The 21388-nt window shown below is 67.2% G+C and carries 18 protein-coding genes and 1 tRNA gene; 9 read left to right on the forward strand and 10 right to left on the reverse strand.

Going from position 1 to position 21388, the window contains the following annotated elements; genetic code table 11:
* Positions 1 to 41 precede the first annotated feature (41 nt).
* Entirely contained in the window at positions 42 to 1013 is a 972-nt protein-coding gene (locus JIM94_RS08410; protein ID WP_200251945.1) for a DUF3515 domain-containing protein, read from the reverse strand.
* Positions 1014 to 1086: 73 nt separating this feature from the next.
* Here JIM94_RS08410 and JIM94_RS08415 point away from each other — a divergent pair, with 73 nt between their 5' ends.
* From JIM94_RS08415 to JIM94_RS08430, 4 genes are read left to right on the forward strand one after another with little or no spacing between them, the layout of a single operon-like run.
* Entirely contained in the window at positions 1087 to 2094 is a 1008-nt protein-coding gene (locus JIM94_RS08415; RefSeq protein WP_248703007.1) for a thiamine-phosphate kinase, read from the forward strand.
* Between the two features lie 13 nt (positions 2095 to 2107).
* On the forward strand, positions 2108 to 2812 hold the full coding sequence (locus JIM94_RS08420; protein WP_410170968.1) for a uracil-DNA glycosylase: 705 nt from the start codon (positions 2108 to 2110) through the stop codon (positions 2810 to 2812).
* Between the two features lie 11 nt (positions 2813 to 2823).
* Positions 2824 to 4494 carry a DAK2 domain-containing protein gene (locus JIM94_RS08425; protein ID WP_200251949.1) on the forward strand — a complete coding sequence of 557 codons (1671 nt, stop codon included), beginning with the start codon at positions 2824 to 2826 and terminating at the stop codon, positions 4492 to 4494.
* Positions 4495 to 4498: 4 nt separating this feature from the next.
* Positions 4499 to 6616: an ATP-dependent DNA helicase RecG gene (locus JIM94_RS08430; RefSeq protein WP_200251951.1), complete on the forward strand. Its 2118-nt coding sequence runs from the start codon at positions 4499 to 4501 to the stop codon at positions 6614 to 6616.
* 33 nt (positions 6617 to 6649) lie between these two features.
* Here the strand turns inward: JIM94_RS08430 and pflA are convergent, their stop codons facing one another.
* The 3 genes from pflA to JIM94_RS08445 are packed head-to-tail and all read right to left on the reverse strand — an operon-like array spanning position 6650 to position 9989.
* Complete coding sequence (gene pflA, locus JIM94_RS08435) at positions 6650 to 7528, reverse strand: pyruvate formate-lyase-activating protein (protein ID WP_200251960.1); 879 nt, start codon at positions 7526 to 7528, stop codon at positions 6650 to 6652.
* 44 nt (positions 7529 to 7572) lie between these two features.
* Entirely contained in the window at positions 7573 to 7824 is a 252-nt protein-coding gene (gene grcA2 / locus JIM94_RS11325) for an autonomous glycyl radical cofactor GrcA2 (protein WP_200251962.1), read from the reverse strand.
* Positions 7825 to 7868: 44 nt separating this feature from the next.
* Positions 7869 to 9989, reverse strand: coding sequence for a pyruvate formate lyase family protein (locus JIM94_RS08445; RefSeq protein WP_200251965.1), 2121 nt, complete (start codon positions 9987 to 9989; stop codon positions 7869 to 7871).
* Between the two features lie 576 nt (positions 9990 to 10565).
* Between JIM94_RS08445 and JIM94_RS08450 the strand changes: the two genes are divergently transcribed.
* From JIM94_RS08450 to JIM94_RS08465, 4 genes are all read left to right on the forward strand, one after another.
* Positions 10566 to 10778 (forward strand): acyl-CoA carboxylase biotin carboxyl carrier protein subunit, encoded by a 213-nt coding sequence (locus JIM94_RS08450; protein WP_200251967.1) that lies wholly within the window; start codon positions 10566 to 10568, stop codon positions 10776 to 10778.
* Positions 10779 to 10785: 7 nt separating this feature from the next.
* Positions 10786 to 11442 carry a 16S rRNA (guanine(966)-N(2))-methyltransferase RsmD gene (rsmD, locus tag JIM94_RS08455; protein WP_200252187.1) on the forward strand — a complete coding sequence of 219 codons (657 nt, stop codon included), beginning with the start codon at positions 10786 to 10788 and terminating at the stop codon, positions 11440 to 11442.
* 2 nt (positions 11443 to 11444) lie between these two features.
* Positions 11445 to 11927 carry a pantetheine-phosphate adenylyltransferase gene (gene coaD, locus JIM94_RS08460; protein ID WP_200252189.1) on the forward strand — a complete coding sequence of 161 codons (483 nt, stop codon included), beginning with the start codon at positions 11445 to 11447 and terminating at the stop codon, positions 11925 to 11927.
* Between the two features lie 450 nt (positions 11928 to 12377).
* Positions 12378 to 13133, forward strand: a complete 756-nt coding sequence (locus JIM94_RS08465) for a sulfite exporter TauE/SafE family protein (protein WP_200251970.1) — start codon at positions 12378 to 12380, stop codon at positions 13131 to 13133.
* Positions 13134 to 13389: 256 nt separating this feature from the next.
* On the opposite strand, the gene JIM94_RS08470 is transcribed toward JIM94_RS08465, so the two are convergent.
* From JIM94_RS08470 to JIM94_RS08490, 5 genes are all read right to left on the reverse strand, one after another.
* The gene (locus JIM94_RS08470) at positions 13390 to 14154 is read right to left on the reverse strand and encodes an amino acid ABC transporter ATP-binding protein (protein WP_272493938.1); all 765 of its coding nucleotides are present in this window, start codon (positions 14152 to 14154) and stop codon (positions 13390 to 13392) included.
* Between the two features lie 9 nt (positions 14155 to 14163).
* Complete coding sequence (locus JIM94_RS08475; protein ID WP_200251973.1) at positions 14164 to 15087, reverse strand: amino acid ABC transporter permease; 924 nt, start codon at positions 15085 to 15087, stop codon at positions 14164 to 14166.
* A gap of 61 nt (positions 15088 to 15148) precedes the next feature.
* Positions 15149 to 16066 (reverse strand): ABC transporter substrate-binding protein, encoded by a 918-nt coding sequence (locus JIM94_RS08480; protein ID WP_200251983.1) that lies wholly within the window; start codon positions 16064 to 16066, stop codon positions 15149 to 15151.
* 52 nt (positions 16067 to 16118) lie between these two features.
* Positions 16119 to 17069 (reverse strand): DUF368 domain-containing protein, encoded by a 951-nt coding sequence (locus JIM94_RS08485; RefSeq protein ID WP_200251985.1) that lies wholly within the window; start codon positions 17067 to 17069, stop codon positions 16119 to 16121.
* A 354-nt stretch (positions 17070 to 17423) separates the two neighbouring features.
* Positions 17424 to 17500: transfer RNA gene (locus JIM94_RS08490), tRNA-Leu, on the reverse strand.
* Between the two features lie 171 nt (positions 17501 to 17671).
* On the opposite strand from JIM94_RS08490, the gene polA reads away from it, so the two are divergent.
* On the forward strand, positions 17672 to 20338 hold the full coding sequence (gene polA, locus JIM94_RS08495; RefSeq protein ID WP_200252195.1) for a DNA polymerase I: 2667 nt from the start codon (positions 17672 to 17674) through the stop codon (positions 20336 to 20338).
* A gap of 11 nt (positions 20339 to 20349) precedes the next feature.
* Here polA and JIM94_RS08500 read toward each other — a convergent pair whose 3' ends face one another.
* On the reverse strand, positions 20350 to 21225 hold the full coding sequence (locus tag JIM94_RS08500) for a class I SAM-dependent methyltransferase (protein WP_200251988.1): 876 nt from the start codon (positions 21223 to 21225) through the stop codon (positions 20350 to 20352).
* Positions 21226 to 21388: the final 163 nt, after the last annotated feature.

Here is a 21388-nt window from a genome sequence, read left to right on the forward strand (position 1 = left end):
GGACTGACTGGGTGAGGCACGGACAGCGGTGACGGCGTACCTCACCGGGCGCCCGGTTTCCCCGGGATGTTACGTGCGATCGCGTCACCGAGGGTGACGATCGCGGTGTTTCCCGCGGCCTGCGGCATCGACACCGCGACAGTGGACGTCCGACCGAGGGCGTACCAGGTGCCGGACGTCGTCCCGTTGGCGAGAGCGGTGTCATTGAACCAGGCGACGTCATTGACCTGCTGAACCTGCACACCAGGTTCATAGGAGGGGGCGTCCGCGACCCCGCACCGGAGAACCACGGGCTCCGCACCTTCGGCGGTCCACGCCGCCGATCCGGCGGGGAGGCCGGCGGCACCGATCCGCTCCGCACTGACCCGGGTGTACCCCGCCGTGCCCCCGAGCGTCTCCGGAAGCGCGGGGAGCAACCTGTCACAGCCCTCATCGGAATCCCCCGGCACCAGATCCGCGAGCGGTGCCGGGGCCGGGGTGTTCTCCGTGCGGTCCAGGGAACCGAGAGCCCCGGAGAGTTCCCCCACCGGGGAGTCGTCCCCGTCCACGGAGCGGTCGTCCGCGGTCACCGCGACCACGGGGAAGCGGTTCACCGCGAACCAGGTCCGCAGACTGGAACCCGTTGTCGCGTCGTCCACGCGGATCCAGGACGTACCGTCGACCTCCGTCACACCGGACAGCGTCGTGTACTGCAACGGGAGCGAGACCCCGCAACGCAGGGTGATCCGGCTCAACGAATCCGAACGCCACGCCGCGGCCCCCTCCGGGGCCGGGTCGGCCAATTCCGCGCGGGGATGCCCGAGCAGCTCCCCCGGGAGAGCCCCGAGGAAACGCCCGCACTCCGGTGAACCGGCGTCCGGAGAATCGATCGTCGCCATGGAGACCGGCTGGAGCGCGGCTTTCCGGTAGACGATCTTCGCCCCGATCAGCGTCCCGATCACCAGTGTCACGGAGAGCCCGAGGGCGATGTACAACGGAACACGGTTAAATGGAGTGGACTGCTCGGTGGTCATGGGACCCCATCCTAGCCACCGGGCGGCCCGCCCCCGCCCGCACCCACCCACCGGAAAAAGAGTGATCGACGCCGTGGCCACCGAATACCCCGACCGCTACACAGGTCTGACCGTCGCCGAGATCGGGGAGCACGCCACGATCCGCGCGATCCTCGACGCAGCCCCCTCGCACCGCAACGGGGATGACGCGGCGGTACTCCCGATGCCGAACCCCAACACCCGTACCGTCGTCACCACGGACATGCTCGTCGAAGGTCGGCATTTCCGCCTCGACTGGTCCCGCGCCGCGGAGATCGGACACAAGGCCGTGGTCCAGAACTTCGCCGACATCGAGGCCATGGGCGCCCGCCCCGTCGCCGTCGTCCTCGCCCTCTCCGCCCCGGGACACACCCCGGTCGACTTCATCACCGAACTGGCCCGGGGTATCGGAGAACGCGTCGCCGACTACAGCGCGGATCTCGCGGGAGGCGACCTCACCGGGGGCGAACACCTCGTGGTGAGCGTCAGCGCCATCGGCCACCTCGGCGGCAGCATGCCCGCCCTCACCCTCGACGGCGCCCGCCCCGGCCAGGCGGTCGTCGCCGCCGGACGCATCGGATACTCCGCAGCCGGGCTCGCCCTTCTCCGGAGATACGGCAGAGACGACGTCCCGGCCGAGTTCACGGAGCTGGTCCGGGCCCACCTCATCCCCGCCACCGCACCGGGCAGGGGAGTGATCGCCCGGGCGGCCGGTGCGTCATCGATGACCGACAACTCCGACGGCCTCATCACCGACCTGGAGACCCTCGCACGCCGCAGCGGCGTCGGCATCGACCTCGCCGGAGTCGCCATCGCCCCCGACGAGCTCCTCACCGCGGCCGGCAGGCACCTCGGAATCGACCCCTGGACCTGGGTCCTCACCGGGGGAGAGGACCACACGCTCATGGGAACCACCTCGAAGGACGCCCCCAGCGGATTCCGGGTGATCGGGGCGGTCCACCGCAACCGCCCCGGAACCGGACCGGCGGTCACCGTCGATTCCGAACCTCCCGCCCACAGCACGGGCTGGGACAGTTTCCCGCGCCGGGTGCCGTCACCCTAGACTCGGAGGCGCCATGAGTGACACAGACAACCCCGTACAGATGTCCGCCGACCACACCGGGCCACTCCCCGTGGAGGAGGGCTGGCGCCGGGTCCTCGACCCGGTCACGCCCGCCATCCACCGCATGGGTGACTTCCTCCGGGCCGAGAACGCCGCAGGTCGCGGCTATCTACCCGCCGGAACCGACGTGCTGAGGGCGTTCACCTACCCTTTCGACCGGGTGAAGGTGCTCATCGTCGGACAGGATCCGTATCCGACCCCGGGACACGCGATGGGGCTGTCCTTCTCCACCCAGCCGGGGGTTCGTCCCCTCCCGAAGTCCCTGGCCAACATCTTCCGTGAATACTCCGGTGACCTCGGACTCCCGGCGCCCGTCGACGGTGATCTCACCCCGTGGTCGGAGCAGGGGGTGGCCCTGTTCAACCGGGTGCTCACCGTGCGTCCCGGAGCCGCCGCCTCACACCGGGGTAAGGGATGGGAGGAGATCACCGAGGCCGCCATCACCGCCCTGGCGCAGCGGAACCGCCCGCTGGTCGCGATACTGTGGGGCCGCGACGCGCAGAACACGCAGCGGTTCCTCGGTGACACGCCCTGCATCTGTTCGCCGCACCCCTCACCGCTCTCCGCCCACCGTGGTTTCTTCGGCTCCCGGCCGTTCAGTCGCGCCAACGAGATGCTCGAGGCACAGGGCGCGCAGCCCGTGGACTGGCGGCTGTAGACTTGTCGACCATGGCCTCTGACGTATCCCTCGACGGAACCGCCCTCCTCTCCTGGGCGGAACGGGCGGTGGACGCTCTCTCCACCCGGAGGGAGGAGATCAACGGGCTGAACGTCTTCCCGGTCCCGGACGCGGACACCGGATCGAACATGACCTACACGATGGAGGCCGCGCTCGCGGAGGCCGCCAAACTGGATGACGGGGAGAAGAAGAGCGCGCACGCGGTCGCCGCAGCCCTCGCCGCCGGTTCCGTTCGTGGGGCCAGGGGAAACTCGGGAGTGGTCCTCAGCCAGGTCATCAGCGGCATGGCGCAGGCGGCCGCCAGCGGCAGTCTGGACGGCGGTTGCCTGAAGAACTCCCTGTCCATCGCCGTGCGGCTCGTCGACAGGGCCATCACCGAACCTGTCGAGGGAACGGTCGTGACCGTTCTGCGGGCGACCGCCGTGGCTGCGGGGCAGGCCGGTGACGGACTACGGGAGACCGCGGCCGCCGCCGTCGAAGCGGCCCGTACCGCGCTGATGAAGACCCCCTCCCAGCTCGAGGTGCTGAGATCCGCCGGCGTCGTCGACGCGGGAGGGGCCGGACTCGTCGTCCTGCTCCAGTCCCTGCTCGACGAGATCGAGGGAATCTCCAGGGAGGACGGTGTCGTCGATTCCTTCGGGGAACCGGGCGCACGTCCCGCCGCCAGCCTGGGGAGCACCGGCTGTGAGACCCGGCACGGGCGCACCAACCAGCTCGAGATCATGTGCTTCCTCCGGCTCACCGGAGACACGACCCTGGAGACCCTGCGCGACTCGCTGGCGGACGGGGGCGACAGTCTCGTGCTCGCCCCCGTCGACACCGACCCCGACGGGCCGGTCCGCGCCGTGACGGTCCACATCCACAGTGCCACCCCCGGGCCGGTGATCGAGGAACTGTTCCACGCCGGTGAGGTCACGGACCTCCGCCTGGAGGTCCTGCCCGGAAGTCCGCAGGTCGAGACACGTCACCGTGCGGTGATGGCCGTCGCCCCCGACGGTCCGCTCGCGGAACTCTACCGCCAGGCCGGCGCGATCGTCGTCACCCCGGTGCCCTCCGGGGACCGCCCCGACGACACCGACACCGTCTCCAAGATCCTCGCGGAACTCCGTACCCACGGCATCGGCGAGGTCATCCTCCTCCCGAACGGTCTGCTCAGCCGCAGGGAGATGGTCTCCGCCGAACTCGCGGCCCACGCAGCCGAACGCACGATGACGATCCTTCCCACCGCCCGACTCGTCAGCGGAATCGCCGCACTCGCCGTCCACGACCCCGATCAGCCGGTCGCGGTGGACTCCTACGCCATGGCCGAAGCCGCCGGTTCCATGCGCACCGCCGTCCTCCAGCGCGCGGAGAAGGCGGCACTCACCCTCGCCGGTCCGTGTTCCAGGGGGGACGTCCTCGTCACCAGCGGAACCGGTGTCCTCCTCGTCGCCGATGACCTCCAGACGGCACTCGAACAGACCTGTACCCGGTTGCTCGGCAGGGGAGGCGAACTCGTCACCCTCCTGTTGACCGACGAGGCGGCCTCCGAGATCGATCTCGCCCGGTTCACCGACCATCTTCCCGGGGCCACCGGTTCCATCGAGGGCGGTGCGGATGTCGAGGTGATGGTCTACCCGGCGGAAGGGCTCGCCCACCTCGCCGAGATCGGGGTGGAGTAGGGCGATGCTCGGTTGGCGTGACCCCCGGAGAATCGACGATCTGATCCCCAAGAAGAACGCCACAGCGTTGAAGAAGGCCTTCGGGTACACCACCGTCGATGAACTGCTGCTGCACTTCCCCCGGGCCTGGTCGCACCACGGTGCCGGGGTCAACGTCGACGATGCGGAACCCGGCGACACGGTCACCTGCGTGGGTACCGTCATCACGGCGAAAACGGGGTACACCTCCACGGGTAAACAGATGCACCGCATCACGATCAGCGACGGTGCGAACACGCTCTCGGCCACCTTCTTCCAGGCCAGACTCCCCGCCAGACAGCTGAAGGCCGGGGTCCGCGCCATGTTCTCCGGCAAACTCCGGGTGTTCCGCGGTCAGGCCGAGATCTCCCACCCCGCGTACGTCATCCTCCCGGAACCCGGTCGGAGACAGTTCGCCACCGGTTCCCTGCGTACCCTCGGAGACTTCGGTTCCCCGGAGGAACTCGAGGAACTGCTGTCCCAGCTGGAGTACCTCGCGGTCTACCCCGGGAAGAAGGGGGTGACCAGTTGGGCGCTGCTCGGTGCCGTGAACGCCGTGCTCGCCGAGACCCCGGTGATTCCCGAGCCCCTCGACACCGTGCCCGACGACATGGTCGGATTCGATGAGGCGATCCGCGGAATCCACCAACCGGACGGGCGTGGCCCGGAGCCCTTCATCGAGCGTCTGAAATACAACGAGGCACTGTCGTTGGCGCTCGTCATGGCCCTGCGGCGGGCGGACGCCGCCGCCCGCGTCGCACCCGCCTGCCCCGAGGATCCGGACGGACAGAAGGCGACGATGCTCGCCAACCTGCCGTTCCCGCTGACGGACGGCCAGCGGGGGGTCGGTGCCGACATCACCGGGGAACTCGCGGCCCCTGTGCCGATGAGCAGGCTGCTCCAGGGGGAGGTCGGTTCCGGTAAGACGATCGTCGCACTTCTGGCCATGCTCCAGGTCGTCGACTCCGGCAGGCAGTGCGCGCTGCTCGCCCCCACCGAGGTGCTCGCCGTCCAACACGCCCGCAGCATCACCGCAACCCTCATGGCGGCCGGCGTGCCCGCCACCGTGACCGTCCTGACCGGATCGATGACCACGGCAGCGCGTCGACGGGCACTCCTCGACACCGTGTCCGGTCAGACGGACATCGTCGTCGGCACCCACGCCCTGATCCAGGACGGAGTGGAGTTCTTCGACCTCGGCCTGGTTGTCGTCGACGAGCAGCACCGATTCGGTGTCGAACAGCGTGATCGTCTGCGTGGCGCGGGCCGCGACGGCATGACCCCCCATCTCCTCGTCATGACGGCCACACCCATTCCCCGCACCGTGGCGATGACCGCATTCGGTGATCTCAGGGTCTCCACCCTCCGCGAACTCCCGGGTGGCAGACGCCCGATCACCAGTGCGGTGGTGCCGGGTGCCCGGCCCGCGTGGGTGAAGCGGGCGTGGGAACGCATCCGTGAGGAGGTGGGGGCGGGGCGTCAGGCGTTCGTCGTCTGCCCACGGATCGATGGCGAGGGCGGTGTCACCGAGACCTTCGGGATCCTCCGGGACCGGATCTTCCCCGAACTCACCGTCGGACTGCTCCACGGCCGGATGCACGCCGAGGAGAAGGACCGGGTGATGTCCGACTTCGCCGCAGGGGGCGTCGACATCCTCGTGTCCACCACCGTCATCGAGGTCGGTATCGACGTACCCAACGCCACGGTCATGTACATCCGTGAGGCCGAGAACTTCGGTGTGAGTCAGCTGCACCAGCTGCGGGGCCGGGTCGGACGTGGCGGACACGCCTCACTCTGTCTCCTGCACACGGACCAACCCGAGGACTCCGATTCCTTCGCGAGGGTCCGTGCCGTCGCGGCGACGACCGACGGATTCCGGTTGGCGGAACTCGATCTGCGGTCCCGCCGGGAGGGTGACGTCCTGGGGACGGCGCAGTCCGGCGGGCGACGCCACGTCCGGCTCCTCGACCTCATCGACGACGCCCCGATGATCGAACGTGCGGCGCAGGATGCGACGGACATCGTCGCCCGGAACCGTGTGCTCGCCGAACAGCTGGTCAGTGACGTCGAGATCGAGGAACAGGAATTCATCGACAAGACATAGGGCGGCCCGCACGGCGGTGCACCCGGTGGCGGTCTAGTACACGGTCAGACCACGGGCCCGGAACTTCTCCCGCACGGCCTCCGTCGCTTCGGGGGACGGGGGTTTCGTGTCCTCCAGGCTGTAGTGCATGCCGAGTTCGTGCCACTTGTCCCGGCCCATGTTGTGGAACGGCAGCACCTCGACCCGCTCCACCGAGTCACTCCACCGGGAGACGATGTCGCACACCTTGTCCACGTTGTCGGGGTCGTCGGTGAGTCCGGGCACGAGAACGAACCGGATCCAGATCTTCTTTCCGTGTGCCGCGAGGCGGTCACCGAAGTCGATGGTCGGCTGAAGTTCCCGGCCGGTCACGCGACGGTAGGTGTCCGGGTCCCCCGACTTCACGTCGAGGAGGAACAGGTCGATCGAGTCGAGGTCGGTGTCGGTCAACCGTGAACCGAGGTATCCGGAGGTGTCCACGGCGACGTGGATCCCGGCGTCGTGACAGGCTGTGAACACCCGCCGGGCGAACGCGATCTGGAACAGCGGTTCGCCGCCCGAGATGGTCAGCCCACCGCCGGAGGCCCGGAACACCGCCCGGTAGCGCTTCACCTTGGCGATGATGTCCTCGGCGGTCTCCAGGGTGCCGGTCCGCATCTCCATCGTGTCCGGATTGTGGCAGTACCGGCACCGCAACGGGCAACCGGAGAGGAACAGCGTCATCCGGGTTCCCGGACCGTCGACCGCGGTCACCAGCTCCCAGGAGTGGACCAGGCCGACATCACCCGTGCGCCGGGCCGCGAACAGCTTGCCGCGGCCCTCGGCGTCGTCGGGCAGAACGGAATGGTCACCACCGATGCCCTCGGCGGTTCCCCGTATCCTCGGCCCCTCGGAGGGGGCGACGACGACGGGGGAGTTGATGCCGTCGGACATGGTGCTCCTTTCCGTACGTCCGTTCCTCAGCGGGTTGTGGTGCGTCAGGCGCCCTCGTGGAACGTCCGGGAGATGACGTCGAGCTGCTGCTCCTTCGTCAACTTCACGAAGTTCACGGCGTATCCGGACACCCGGACGGTGAGGTTCGGGTACTTCTCGGGGTTCTCCACCGCGTCCTCGAGGGTCGAGCGGTCGAGGACGTTGATGTTGGCGTGGTAGAGACCGGAACCGGAGTGGGTCGCGGCCCGGTTGGACTTCATGTCGGCGAGACGTTCGTCGAAGGAGAGTGAGGACATGGGTGGTGCTCCTTTACGTTGTGGTGGTTGGGGGGGGCTGTGGGTCAGTCGTTGTCATCGATGATGAATCCGGCGTCGAGGACACCGACGAGATTCCGGATGCGTTCATCGGGGGTCCGGCCGAGACCGGAGGGCGTGATGGTGTTGGTCAGGGAGATGCCGTCCAGGGCGTCGTTGTAGTCGAGCTTGCCGACCGACAGCATCGAGGCGACCATGCCGTGCGAGTCGAGGGCGTTCTCCGGGTTCGCTCCCGGGGAGAACGGCGTACCGGCCTTGTGCCCGGAGGGGAAGGAACCCGTCGCCTTGCCGTACACGACGTTCGAGGTGATCGTCAGCACCGACTGGGTCGGGATGGCGTCCCGGTACATCGGGATCTCCTTGATCTTCGCCATGACGGTGTGCACGATCGTCGCCGCGATGTCGTCGGCCCGGTCGTCGTCGTTGCCGTAGATCGGGAAGTCTCCCTCGGTGCGGTAGTCGACGATCAGCCCGGTCTCGTCCCGGACGGGGTAGACCTTCGCGTACCTGATCGCGGAGAGTGAGTCCGCGACGATGGACAGGCCGGCGATGCCGCAACCCATCGTGCGCTGGATGTCCGAGTCGTGCAGGGCCATCTCCACCGCCTCGTAGGCGTAGCGGTCGTGGCAGTAGTGGATGATGTTCAGGGCCTCGACGTAGGTGCCGATCACCCAGTCCAGCATGTCCTCGTACTTGTGCCACACCTCGTCGAAATCGAGCGGTCCGTCACCTTCGACGGGGGAGAAACCGTCGACGATCTGTTTGCCGGAGACCTCGTCCCGGCCGCCGTTCATGGCGTAGAGCAGTGCCTTGGCGGCGTTGACGCGGGCTCCGAAGAACTGCATCTGCTTGCCGACGGTCATGGGGGACACGCAGCAGGCGATCGCGGCGTCGTCACCCCAGTGGGAGCGGATCTGTTCGTCCGACTCGTACTGGATCGAGGAGGTCTCGATGGAGATCGCCGCGCAGAACTCCTTGTACCCCTCAGGCAGTGCCGGATCCCAGAACACCGTGATGTTCGGCTCGGGTGCCGGGCCGAGATTGCGCAGGGTCTGGAGCAGACGGAACGCGGTCTTCGTGACCAGGGGCCGACCGTCCTCACCGAACCCGGCGTCGGACCAGGTGGCCCAGTAGGGGTCGCCGGAGAAGATCTGGTCGTAGTCGATGGTGCGCAGGAACCGGACGATCCGCAGTTTCAGGACGAGCTGGTCGATGAGCTCCTGCGCGTCCTCCTCGGTGATCCGACCCGCGGCCAGGTCACGTTCGACGTAGATGTCGAAGAACGGCGACAGGCGACCGAAGGACATCGCGGCACCGTCCTGGCTCTTCACCGAGGCGAGGTAGCCGAAGTAGGTCCACTGCACGGCCTCCTGTGCCGTGGTGGCGGGCCGGGAGATGTCGAACCCGTAGTCCGCCGCCATCTTCTTCAGCTTCTTCAGGGCCTTGATCTGTTCGGAGTGTTCCTCGCGGTAGCGGCACCAGTGCTCGCTGAACGGGTTCGATCCCACCGCGTGCTTCGCGGCCTCCTTGTCCTCGATGAGGCGGTCGACCCCGTAGAGAGCGACACGACGGTAGTCACCGATGATGCGGCCGCGCCCGTAGGCGTCCGGGAGCCCGGTGACGATGTGGGAGGACCGGGCCGCGCGGATACGCGGGGTGTAGATCTCGAAGACGGCGTCGTTGTGGGTCTTGCGGTAGCGGGTGAAGATCTCCCTGATCCGCTCGTCGGGTTCCTTGCCCGCCTCACGGATGGCCTGTTCCACCATCCGCCAGCCGCCGTTGGGCATCATCGCGCGTTTGAGCGGGACGTCCGTCTGCAGGCCGACGACGACATCGTCGTCGTCGGAGATGTAGCCGGCGGGGAAGGCGTCGATGTCGGCGGGGGTGTGCGTGTCGACGTCGTACACCCGCCGCCTGCGTTCCTCGGCGAGGTAGTCCTTCTCCAGGGTGTCCCAGATCCGCAGTGTCTTGGCGGTGGGACCGGACAGAAATCCGGCGTCACCGGTGTAGGGGGTGTAGTTCCGCTGGACGAAGTCGCGGATGTCGATGGTGTCACACCAGGGACCGGGCTCGAAGCCCTCCCAGGCGGAATCGGTGTCGGTGCTTGCCGGGGCGAAGGTGGTCACGATCGCTTCAGACCTTTCCATGACTGGTGGATCCGCAATGATCCGGGTATCAGGTTCACTCACGCGAACGAGCCCCATCCAGTTGGTGCACAGCTGGTGACCGTTCCGTCACGTTCGACCGTGTCCGTCCCCCCGACTGCGCGGTGGGAGCGGACCACGATCCGCCAATGGTGAGCTCATCGCGTCCTCATCGTCGACGCTACGCCGGGACGGGATGCGACGCAGGCCGTGTCGGAGGTGCGGATACGGTGCGTGCTTCTCCTGTACCTGTCACACCGGGAAAACGGCAGGCAGATGGCCTGTGGAGCCCTTTTTTCCTGGCGGTGTGACCGTTCACCTGTGGTGGTCATCACCGGAGATGGTGACCTGTGACGCAGCTGACCACCCCTGTTCAAGGGGGTCCGAACATCGTTCCGGTGAGCGCTCCCCGGGGATCCCCCGTGTGCGGGTGAGCGTGAAACCGTCCACGGTGGGACGGGGCGGGGGAGGGAACCCGCGTGCCGTCCGCTCCCCGCCGGAGGGGCCTCGGACCCGACCACACCGCAGATCGACTCACACCCGATCATCCGTCTCCCGGGGTGCGATAGGCTGAACGCCATGAGAATCTGTGCTCCGTTCGCCGGGATCGTCCGTTACACGGTCGCGGACGGTGACCGCGTGGACACCGGGCATCCCGTCGCCGTCGTCGAGACGGTCAAACTTGAGGCACCCGTCGTGGCCCCGGGGCCCGGTGTCGTGCGTGCGCGGAGGTTCCCTGACTTCGCGGACGTGACCGGCGGGGACGTGCTACTCGAACTGGAGGAGAACTGACATGGGTCTGACCCGCATCATTTCCGGCGAAGCCCGGGGACGCAGGATCAAGGTACCGCCGGCCGGGACACGGCCGACCAGTGACCGGGCCCGGGAGGGGCTCTTCTCCTCGTTGCAGGTGAGATTCGGTTTCGCCGGGAAACGGGTCCTGGACCTGTTCGCGGGCTCGGGTGCGCTGGGGCTCGAAGCCGCCTCACGCGGTGCGGAGGAGGTCGTCCTCGTCGAGAACAACCGGGCCGCAGCGGACACGATCCGGCACAACGCGACGGTGGTCGGTCACCCGAACGTCACCGTCGCGGAGATGAAGGCGTCCGTGTACGTCTCCGGCGCTCCGCGGGGTCACTTCGACATGGTTCTCGCGGATCCCCCCTACGATCTCGCCGATGAAGCGGTCGTGGAGATGCTGACCGCTCTGGTTCCCGCGCTCGCCGACGGTGCCGCCGTCGTCGTCGAACGGCACACCGATTCTCCGGAGACCGCCTGGCCGGACTGCTACGTGCCCACGACGCAGAAACTGAAGAAGAGGACCTACGGTCGGGCGAGAATGGACATGGCGGTGTTCCACGCCGATCTCGTCGACACCGGCACCGGCGCCGACGGTTCCGCGGGCGCGCCGGGGGCCGGCACCGGTGCGGAGGCCGTGGACCACGGGGAGGGCGAGTGACCGTGCGTGTCGTCTGCCCCGGCTCCTTCGATCCGGTCACCATGGGCCACCTGGACATCTTCCGTCGTGCCGCGGACCAGTTCGGTGAGGTGACGGTGCTCGTCACCGTCAACCCGAAGAAACAGGGTCTGTTCAGCATGGAGGAACGCGTCCGGCTCATCGAGGAAGCCGTGGACGGGATGCCCGGCATCACGGTGGACACCTGGTCCGGTCTGCTCGTCGACTACACCACCCGAAACGGTGTCACGGCCCTGGTCAAGGGCCTGCGTTCCGGGATCGACTACGAGTACGAGCTGCCGATGGCGCAGATCAACCGCCGGTTGTCCGGCGTGGACACCTTCTTCCTCCTCACCGACCCGAAGTACGGTTACATCTCCTCCACCCTCTGCAAGGAGGTGGCGCGCCACGGAGGTGACGTCTCGGGCATCCTCCCGCCGAACGTCGCCACCGAGATCCGGGCGAAGTTCGCCGGCGACGTGAGCTGAGCGGACGTCCGGGGCCGGTGTGCCCGGGTTGCCGTCAACGGTCCGGTGGGGACCGTCCCGACTCCGGAGGTCACGGTGTCGCTCGTGAGGTCTCCCCGGCGCGCTGCCGACGGAACGGATCGTCGGAGGCCTCCTCATGCTGTGTCACGGCTGTGTGGACCGGTGGCGGTGGTGTCGGGTCGCGTCCGGAGGATCTCATCCGGACCGGGGGTGCGGATCTCCGGTCGTGCGCCGTGAGACCGGACAGGAACGGGCGTTTCTCCGTTGAATCAGTGGCGCGGGGGCCTGGGTTCCACCCCTGATGGGGGAATCGCCGGTGCCGCCGGACGCCGTTCCCGGTATCGGACTCCGAGGAATAGTCGCAGCGTACGGGGGCTGCACAACGGTGTAAGAGGGTTCGGTCCGGTGCCGGACGCGGAGATTCACCGGCGTGGCTGTAGCATTCCCCGCATGAGTGTTCTCGCCACCGTCTCGATCACGGTGACCATTGTGATCCTGGGGTCCTGTCTGCAGCGGATCTCGGGCATGGGATTCGGTCTGCTCGTCGTCCCCGTCCTCGCGATGCTCCTCGGACCCGCCGACGGTGTCCTCGTGGTCAACGCACTCGCCGCGGTGAACGCCGCGCTGACGACCTGGACGGTGCGGGAATACGTCGACTGGAGGAGGGTCAGGCTCCTGGCTCTCCCGCTTCTCCTCGGTGCGTTCCCGGGTGTGTTCCTCATCCGGGCGATCAACGCCGCACCGTTGCAGATCATCGTCGGTGTTCTCCTCCTCGTGGCACTCGCCGTGGTGCTCGGGGGAGGTCGGCGCATCCCCGAGGTCTCCGGGAACGGGAGCCTTTTCGGTGCGGGTGTCATCGCCGGTTTCATGAACACCCTCGCAGGCGCGGCGGGCCCTGCGGTCACCGTCTACGCACAGGCGGCCCGGTGGCAGCACCAGATGCTCGCTGCGACCCTGCAACCGATTTTCGTGATCTCGGGCGGACTGTCCTTCATCCTGAAGATCATCCTCGGGGCGAGTTCCGTCACCGCGGTTCCCCCGGTTCTCTGGCCGGTGGCCTTCGTCGGTATGCTCGTCGGCATTTTCGGCGGGACGATGCTGTCCCGGGTCATTCCCCGTGAGGTCGCCCGTCGGATCGCGTTGACCGTCGCCGGTCTCGGGGGAGTCACCGCGATCATCCAGGGAATCACCTCTCTGGGGTCCTGATCCCGATGGCCGCCGGGCCGGTGTCCGGGCCCGGGCTCCGTGACCACACGGACGGGGCGGTGTCTGTCGGGCGGGGCCACGCCGGGAAGCCGGTGCGGGAGTGCCCCGTGCACCGAATCCGAGGTTGACCGACGGAGGCATCCGGGGGAACACACGGGAGAGGGGCACCACGGGACCTGGTGGGGCCCGTGTCTGACCCCGTCGAACGTTTTCGTGGGGCCCTCGCCCGTGCCGGGCCGAACGCGGCCCCGGTCGATCAGAGAAGTGAGGAGAGGAAAGCCTGCGTACGTTCGTGCTGCGGGTTCGAGATCACCTGGGAGGGCGGCCCGGCCTCGACGACGACACCCGCGTCCATGAACGCGACCTGATCGGCCACCTCGCGGGCGAATCCCATCTCGTGTGTGACGACGAGCATGGTCATGCCGTCGGCGGCGAGCTGTTTCATCACCCCGAGAACCTCACCGACGAGTTCGGGGTCGAGCGCGGAGGTCGGCTCGTCGAAGAGCATCAGCTTCGGATCCATCGCGACCGCACGGGCGATGGCGACCCGCTGCTGCTGTCCACCGGAGAGCTGGACGGGGTAGGCGTCGGCCTTGTGGACGAGGCCCACCTGATCGAGCAGTTCGAGTGCCTTCTTCCGGGCCTGCGCCGCAGGGACGCCCTTGACCTGGATGGGAGCCTCGATGATGTTCTCGATGACGGTGCGGTGGGGGAAGAGGTTGAAGCTCTGGAACACCATACCGATGTCGGCACGTTGGCGGGCGGCCTCCTTCTCGGAGATCTCGTGGAGGACACCGTCCCGTTCGCGGTAGCCGATGAGTTCACCGTCGACGTAGAGGCGACCCGCGTTGAACTTCTCCAGGTGGTTCACACACCGCAGCATCGTTGATTTACCGGAGCCGGAGGGGCCGATGAGGCAGGTCACGGATCCTCTGGGTACCTGGAGATCAATGCCCTTGAGCACCTGGAGCTGTCCGAAGCTCTTGCACACCTGCTGCGCGTCGATCATGAGGTCAGTCATGGGGTAGTCCTACTTCGTGTTCGGGGAGACGGTGATGTTGCTGGGCGGGACGCCCTCGGCGTCGGCGAGTGCCGCGAGCTGACGGGACGACAGTTCCCGCGAGGATCCCCGGGCGAAATGCCGCTCGAGGTAGTACTGGCCGACCATGAGCACCGAGGTGATGACGAGGTACCAGGTCGCCGCGACCATGAGCATGGGGACCGGCTGGAAGAGACTGTTGGCGATGTCCATGGAGCGGCCGAAGAGCTCCAGCGTGTAGGGCACCGCGACGACGAGTGACGTCGTCTTCAGCATGGAGATGAGTTCGTTGCCCGTCGGCGGGATGATGATGCGCATCGCCTGCGGGAGGATCGTCCGTCGGATCGTCTGCCACCAGCTCATGCCGAGCGCCTTCGAGGCCTCGGTCTGTCCCTCTGGCACCGCCTGGATACCGGCACGGACGATCTCCGCCATGTACGCGGATTCGTTGAGTCCGAGGCCGATGACGGCCAGGAAGAACGTGTTCTGGAGGAGCGTCGCGACGTCGATCTCGGTGAAACCGACGTTCACCGTCTGGTACAGCGTGCCGAGGAGCCCCCAGAACACCAGCTGAACGTACACCGGGGTCCCCCGGAAGATCCAGAGGTAGAGCCAGGACACGTAGCGCATGACCGGGTTCGGCGACATCCGGAGAACGGCCGTGATCGCGCCGAGGACGACACCGATGATCATGGCGAGGACCGTCAGGAGGATGGTCCGTCCCGCGGCGGTGAGAATGCGCGTGTCGAAGACGTAACTGCGGTAGACGTCCCAGGAGAACGCCTCGTTGGTGGCTACCGAGTACAGGACACCTGCGGCGAGGAGGAGTAGGAGGGCGGATGCGATCCAGCGGCCCGGATGGCGCAGCTGCTTCGCCTCGATCGGCTTCGGCGCCGTGGCGGTGGTGTGTGACATGTGGATCCTCTGTGTCTCTCTGGGGTCCGTGAGAAGTGGGACGGGTGCGGTGACGGGTGTGTCAGGGACGGTACGGCTCGCCGTTGATCTGGGCGGTCTCGATGAGGCCGTGCTCGATCCCCCAGAAACCGAGGATCCGGGCGTAGTCGCCGGAATCGATCAGATGCTGGAGGGCCGCGGCGAGTGCGGGGCCTAGCGGGGATTCCTTCGGGACGGGCCAACCGTAGGGCGAGGCGTCGAAGAGTTCCCCGGCGGTCTCGATCTTTCCGTCGGCGCGCGCGACGGCGAAGGCTGCGACAGGGGAGTCACTCGACATGGCGTCCGCCCGGCCGAGGACGAGAGCGGTCGCCGCTCCGTCGGAGGAATCGTAGGCGAGTTTAGTGATGGGTTCACGGCCGGCCCGGACACAGGCCTCCGACTTGGGGTTGATGTCGTCGGTTTCGCTGACGGTGGTTCTCTGCACGGAGACGGTCAGGCCACACGGATCATCCGGGTCCACGGGGTGCCCGGTCTGAGCGGTCCACTGGATTCCGGCGTAGAGGTAGTCGACGAAGTCGTAGCTCTCACGGCGTTCCTCGTTGTCGGTGAAGCTGGATGCACCGAAGTCCACCGTTCCCGCACTCACCGAGGGCAGGATCAGCGAGAAGTCCTGGTCCGCCAGTTCTAGTTCCAGACCCATGACCTGCGCGACGGCGCGCGCGAGATCGATGTCGAAGCCGATGATCTCACCGTCGGAGTCCTTGAACTCGGCGGGGGCGTAGGGAACGTTCGTTCCGACCGTGATCGTGCCCCGTTCGGATATCTGCGGGGGCACCATCGCCGCGATCTCGGGGACGGCGGCGATGTCGAGCTCCTCCCATCCGTCGGGATGGCCGGTCTCTTCGTTGGTCACGCAGGCCGTGAGCACCATGGCAGAGGCCGTCAGAACCGTGACGACACCGGCCCGGGTACGTCCGGAGCGGAGAAAAAGGGAAAGCATGAAGCGATTCTAACCCATGCTTAACGGTTGCTTAGTTCCGCGGTGCGGAAACTCAGTTCAGGTTCCGGATCGCCCTGATCTGGCGCTCCCGGCGCCGGGTCATGCTCTCGGCCCACAGGGTGGCGGCCACGGCACCGATCCCGAGGACCGTGAACAGAACTGAAAGGACGACATGTCCCGACGGTGCGAGCAGTTCGGCGTCCTCCGTCTGCCAGGGCCACAGGGCGCGCAGGGAACCCAGCATCAGTCCCGCCATGGTCACCAGGGTGAGCGTGCGGTGGTGGTGCATGAGATATCCGAGCAGACGGATGAACAGGATGATTCCCGTTCCGGCGCCGGCCACGAACACCGCGATGACCGTCAGATTCCGGTCATGGACGGCACCGAGGACGAAACCGTAGAGACCGAGAGCCAGGAGGAGGAAGGATCCGGACACCCCGGGCAGGACGAGTGCGCAGACCGCGAAAGCGGCGGCGATGAAGATCACGGGGAGCGCGGGGGAGGTGTTCTCCGCGGCGGTGAATCCGGTGAGGAAGAACGTGCAGACGGCGGCGACGGCGAACAACGCTCCGGCCGTCACCCGCCTGTTCCTCAGGTCCACCCTGTCGACCATCTGGAGCGGGACCACGATGGACGCGGCGACCATGCCGAGGAACAGCGCGCGGGAGATCTGCGGCTGATTCTCGACGAAGCTCTTCATCACGCCGGCGAGTGCGAAGACGGTGACCAGCATGCCGATACCGACCGGGAGGATGAGACCCCAGTCGACCGCCCGTGCGTTCTTGCGGACGTTTCCCCGGTCGGTGACGACGGACCGCGCCAGGGTGATGAGGTCGTTGCCCGCGTCGAGGGCACGCTCGTAGACGCCGACGACGAGTGCGACGGTCCCCCCGGAGATACCGGGGACGAGTTCGGCGAGGGCGATGAGGCCGCCGCGGATCACGTTGAGCAGGATTTCGCCGACACCCGGCCTGGTGCGTTCGGTGGAGGAGAGCTGACTCATGGTTCTCGTTGTTCCTTAGGAGAGTTGGACGGTCGTGTCGACCGGTCCCTGGGGGAGCGGTGTCCGGGGAAAGACTACACGCGTCGGACGTGTTTTCCCTGAGGTCCGTCGGTGGACGTGTCCGGATTTCCGTCGCGGCGGGAGAGAGGTGGCGGCGGTGACCGACGGGGAGAGTGTCTGCCCCGGGGACGGTGGATTCGGTCACCGGTGGAAGTCGAACGCAGTGACCTCAACGACGGAACGGACGTCCACTGTCCGGGGGGTAACCGGTGAAAAGGGAACGACCACCCGTGCGGGTGGTCGTTCCCTCTGCTTTTCCACGGACGCACGGGGTGCGGTCCGGTGGATCCGTCGTGGTGCCCCCGGTGAGACTCGAACTCACACTGGACGGGTTTTGAATCCGTTGCCTCTGCCAATTGGGCTACGGGGGCGTGCGTGACGATGATACCTGACGGTGGTGGGGAGCTCACAACGGCCCGGCCGGGTCCGGTCACCGGGCCCGGTGGAGGCGGGTGTCCGGGGCACCGGCGGGAGTTCGTCAACCAGTACACTCGTATCCCGTGAGTGCCTCTGAAGATACCCCCCGACAGACCAAGCGACTGATGCTCATCGACGGACACTCGATGGCGTTCCGGGCGTTCTTCGCCCTGCCCGCGGAGAATTTCTCCACCACGGGCGGACAGCACACGAACGCGGTGTACGGTTTCATCTCCATGCTGGCGAACCTCCTGAAGGAGGAGCGGCCGACGCACGTGGCCGTCGCGTTCGACGTGGGACGTCAGACGTTCCGGAGCGAGATGTTCCCCGACTACAAGGCGCAGCGGGACGCAACCCCGGAGGAGTTCAAGGGGCAGGTGGGGCTGATCAAGCAGGTCATGGAGACGCTCGGGATCGTCACCATCGAAAAGGAGAACTTCGAGGCGGACGACATCATCGCGACGCTGTCCGTCGCGGCCCGGCCACTCGGGTTCGAGACGTCGATCGTCACGGGCGACAGGGATTCCTTCCAGTTGGTCAACGAGACGACGACGGTCCTCTACCCGATGCGTGGCGTCTCCAACCTGCACCGGTTCACGCCCGCGGCGGTGGAGGAGAAGTACGGCCTCACCCCGGCCCAGTACCCCGATTTCGCCGCGCTGCGCGGGGATCCCAGTGACAACCTCCCGAACATCCCCGGTGTGGGGGAGAAGACGGCGACGAAGTGGATCACCCAGTACGGCAGCCTCGACGAACTGCTGGACCACGCGGACGAGATCAGGGGGAAGGCCGGCGACAACTTCCGTGAGCGGCTCGACCAGGTGCGGATGAACCGTGAATTGACCGAGATGGTCAAGGACATGGAGCTGCCCTACGGTCCGGATCAGCTGGAACTCGCGCCGGCGGACGTCTCCGGACTCGCGGAGCGTTTCGATGAGCTCCAGTTCGGGACGAATCTCCGCGAACGTATTCTCGGCGCGGTGAAACACGACGGTGGTGTCCCCGCCGGGGACTCCGTCCCGGCCGGGGACCGTCCGGAACTCACCGTCGACGCGGAACCCCTCGACACGTGGCTCCGGGAGCGGTCCGGCCGTGGTCTCGCGGTGGCTGTCGCCGGTACCGGGACCCCGGGTGGCGGGGACGTCGAGGCGGTCGCGTTCGTCGATTCCGCGAGGCACGCACTGGTGGTCGAGGTCGCGGACCTGACCCCCGCCGAGGAGAAGGCCCTGGCCGGGTGGATCGGCTCAGACGCACCGAAGTACCTGCACAACGCCAAGAGTGCGTGGCACATGTTCGCGGGTCGGAACATGGAGCTTTCCGGTATCGCACATGACACGGCGATCGCGGCCTACCTGCTGCGGCCCGGCCAGCGGACCTACGCCCTCGGCGACGTCCTGCAGCGTCATCTGCAGCGCCAGCTCGATGACGGCGGTGACGCGGCAACCGGTTCCGGCCAGCTCTCGCTCCTCGACGTGAACGAGGACCACACGGGTCTGCTGGCGGAGGCGGAGGCCATCGCGGATCTCGCCGTCGCCCTCACCTCAGCGCTGGAGGAGATCAACTCCTTCGCGCTGTACCGTGAGCTGGAACTGCCGTTGATCCCGGTTCTCGCGAGGATGGAGCACGTCGGTATCGCCGTGGACACCGACAAACTGGAACAGCAGCGGGACGGGTTCATCGCGAAGGTCGAGGCGGAGGAGACCGCGGCACGCGAGATCGCCGGCGACGACACCCTGAACCTGTCCAGCCCCAAGCAGCTCCAGGTCGTGCTCTTCGAGACGCTGGACATGCCGAAGACGAAGAAGACCAAGACCGGCTACTCGACCGCCGCGAAGGAGATCGAGTCGCTGGCGGTCAAGCATCCGCATCCGTTCCTGGACCATCTGCTCGCGCACCGTGAGTACCAGAAGATGAAGACCACCCTCGACGGGCTGATCAAGGCCGTCGGGGATGACGGTCGCATCCACACGACGTTCAACCAGACGGTGACCTCCACCGGCCGACTGAGTTCGACGGAACCGAACCTCCAGAACATCCCCGTGCGGACGGCGGCGGGTCGGGAGATCCGTGGCGCCTTCGTCGTCGGTGACGGGTACGACACGCTGCTCACCGCCGACTACTCACAGATCGAGATGCGCGTGATGGCCCATCTGTCCGGCGATGCGGGGCTCATCCAGGCGTACCGGGACGGGGAGGACCTGCACAACTTCGTCGGATCCCGGGTCTTCGATGTTCCCGTGGACCGGGTCACCCCGGAGCTCCGGCGGCGGGTGAAGGCGATGTCCTACGGCCTGGTGTACGGACTCAGCGCATTCGGTCTCTCCCAGCAGCTGGACATCTCCGCGGGTGAGGCGAAGCACATCATGGGCAACTACTTCGAACGTTTCGGCGGGGTGAAGCGGTACCTGGACACCGTCGTCGACACGGCCCGCCGTGACGGATACACCGCGACCCTCTTCGGACGGCGGCGCTACCTCCCCGAGCTGTCCTCCACGAACCGTGTCGCCCGGGAGAACGCCGAGCGTGCCGCCCTCAATGCGCCGATCCAGGGAACGGCCGCCGACATCATCAAGGTGGCCATGCTGCGTGTCGACGCGGCGCTCCGTGGGGCGGGGGTCCGTAGCCGGGTCCTGCTCCAGGTGCACGACGAACTCGTCGTCGAGATCGCGGACGGTGAACTGGACCGGGTTCGGGAGATCCTCGAACGGGAGATGGACGGCGCCATCACCCTCGATGTCCCGCTCGAGGTCTCGGCGGGTTCAGGGGAGAACTGGGACGCCGCGGCGCACTGATTCCGCCGGACCTACCCCGGAAGGTGTGCGACGAAGATCGCGGTGCCGGGGAAGAGTCTCCCCCGCAGCGGGGACCACTGTCCCCAGTTCTCGGTGAGGTCCCCGGGCCACTCAGGTTCGATCAGGTCATCCAGGACGAACCCGGCGCCGACCAGTTCCCTGATCCGGTCGCCGATGGTCCGGTGCTGTTCCGCGTAGGTCACGCGGCGGGTGTCCGGGTCGCGCTCGACGTAACCGGACCGGTCGAAGTAGCTGATGTAGGCGGTCAACCCGTCCTCACCGGGGTCATCGGGGAAGATCCAGCGCATCGGGTGGTTGACCGCGAACACGAACCGTCCACCGGGGGTGAGCACCCGGGCGACCTCGCGCATGAGTCCCGCGCTGTCGCTGACGAACGGGATCGCACCGAAGGCGCTGAACGCCACATCGAAGGAGGAGTCCCGGTAGGGCAGATGCATCGCGTCGGCCTGGACGAGTGCGACCCCGTGACCGTCGGAGCCGCCGGAGCCGCACCGGTCGAGCATGCCCCGGGAGAGGTCGAAGGCGGTGATGAAACCGACACCGTCCGCGGCCAACCATCGGGAGCAGGGGGCGGATCCGCACCCGATCTCCAGGACCCTGGATGAACGGACGTCACCGAGCAGTCTGACGTTGCGTTCGTGGAGCATCTCCGGGCACCAGTGGAACTCCCCGGCGGGGGAATCCGTGCCCAGATACGTGGCGTGCTCCCGGTGGTAGTTCGCGGCGTCCGAGTCCCACCACGCGCGGTTCGCGGCCGCTGACTCGGCGTCCGTCACCACTGCCGAGGCGAGTGGATCGGGGCTCACGTTCCGGGTGTCGTTCCGGGCGTCGGGGGCGGGCGTCGGATCCGTTTCGAAATCATCCATTCCGTCATGGTAGAGGCTCCGGTTGCCTGGACCTGCAATCACCGTTATTGTTGGTCTCGTGTGTCTGTAAAGACGACAGGACACCGCTCACAATAGGAGGGTGGTGTCGGGAAAACGTCCTTACGGGCCCCTCCGGTTAACACCCGGTTCTCCCGTGGAACGC

It is taken from the genome of Corynebacterium pygosceleis (assembly GCF_016595275.2).
GTDB lineage: Bacteria > Actinomycetota > Actinomycetes > Mycobacteriales > Mycobacteriaceae > Corynebacterium > Corynebacterium pygosceleis.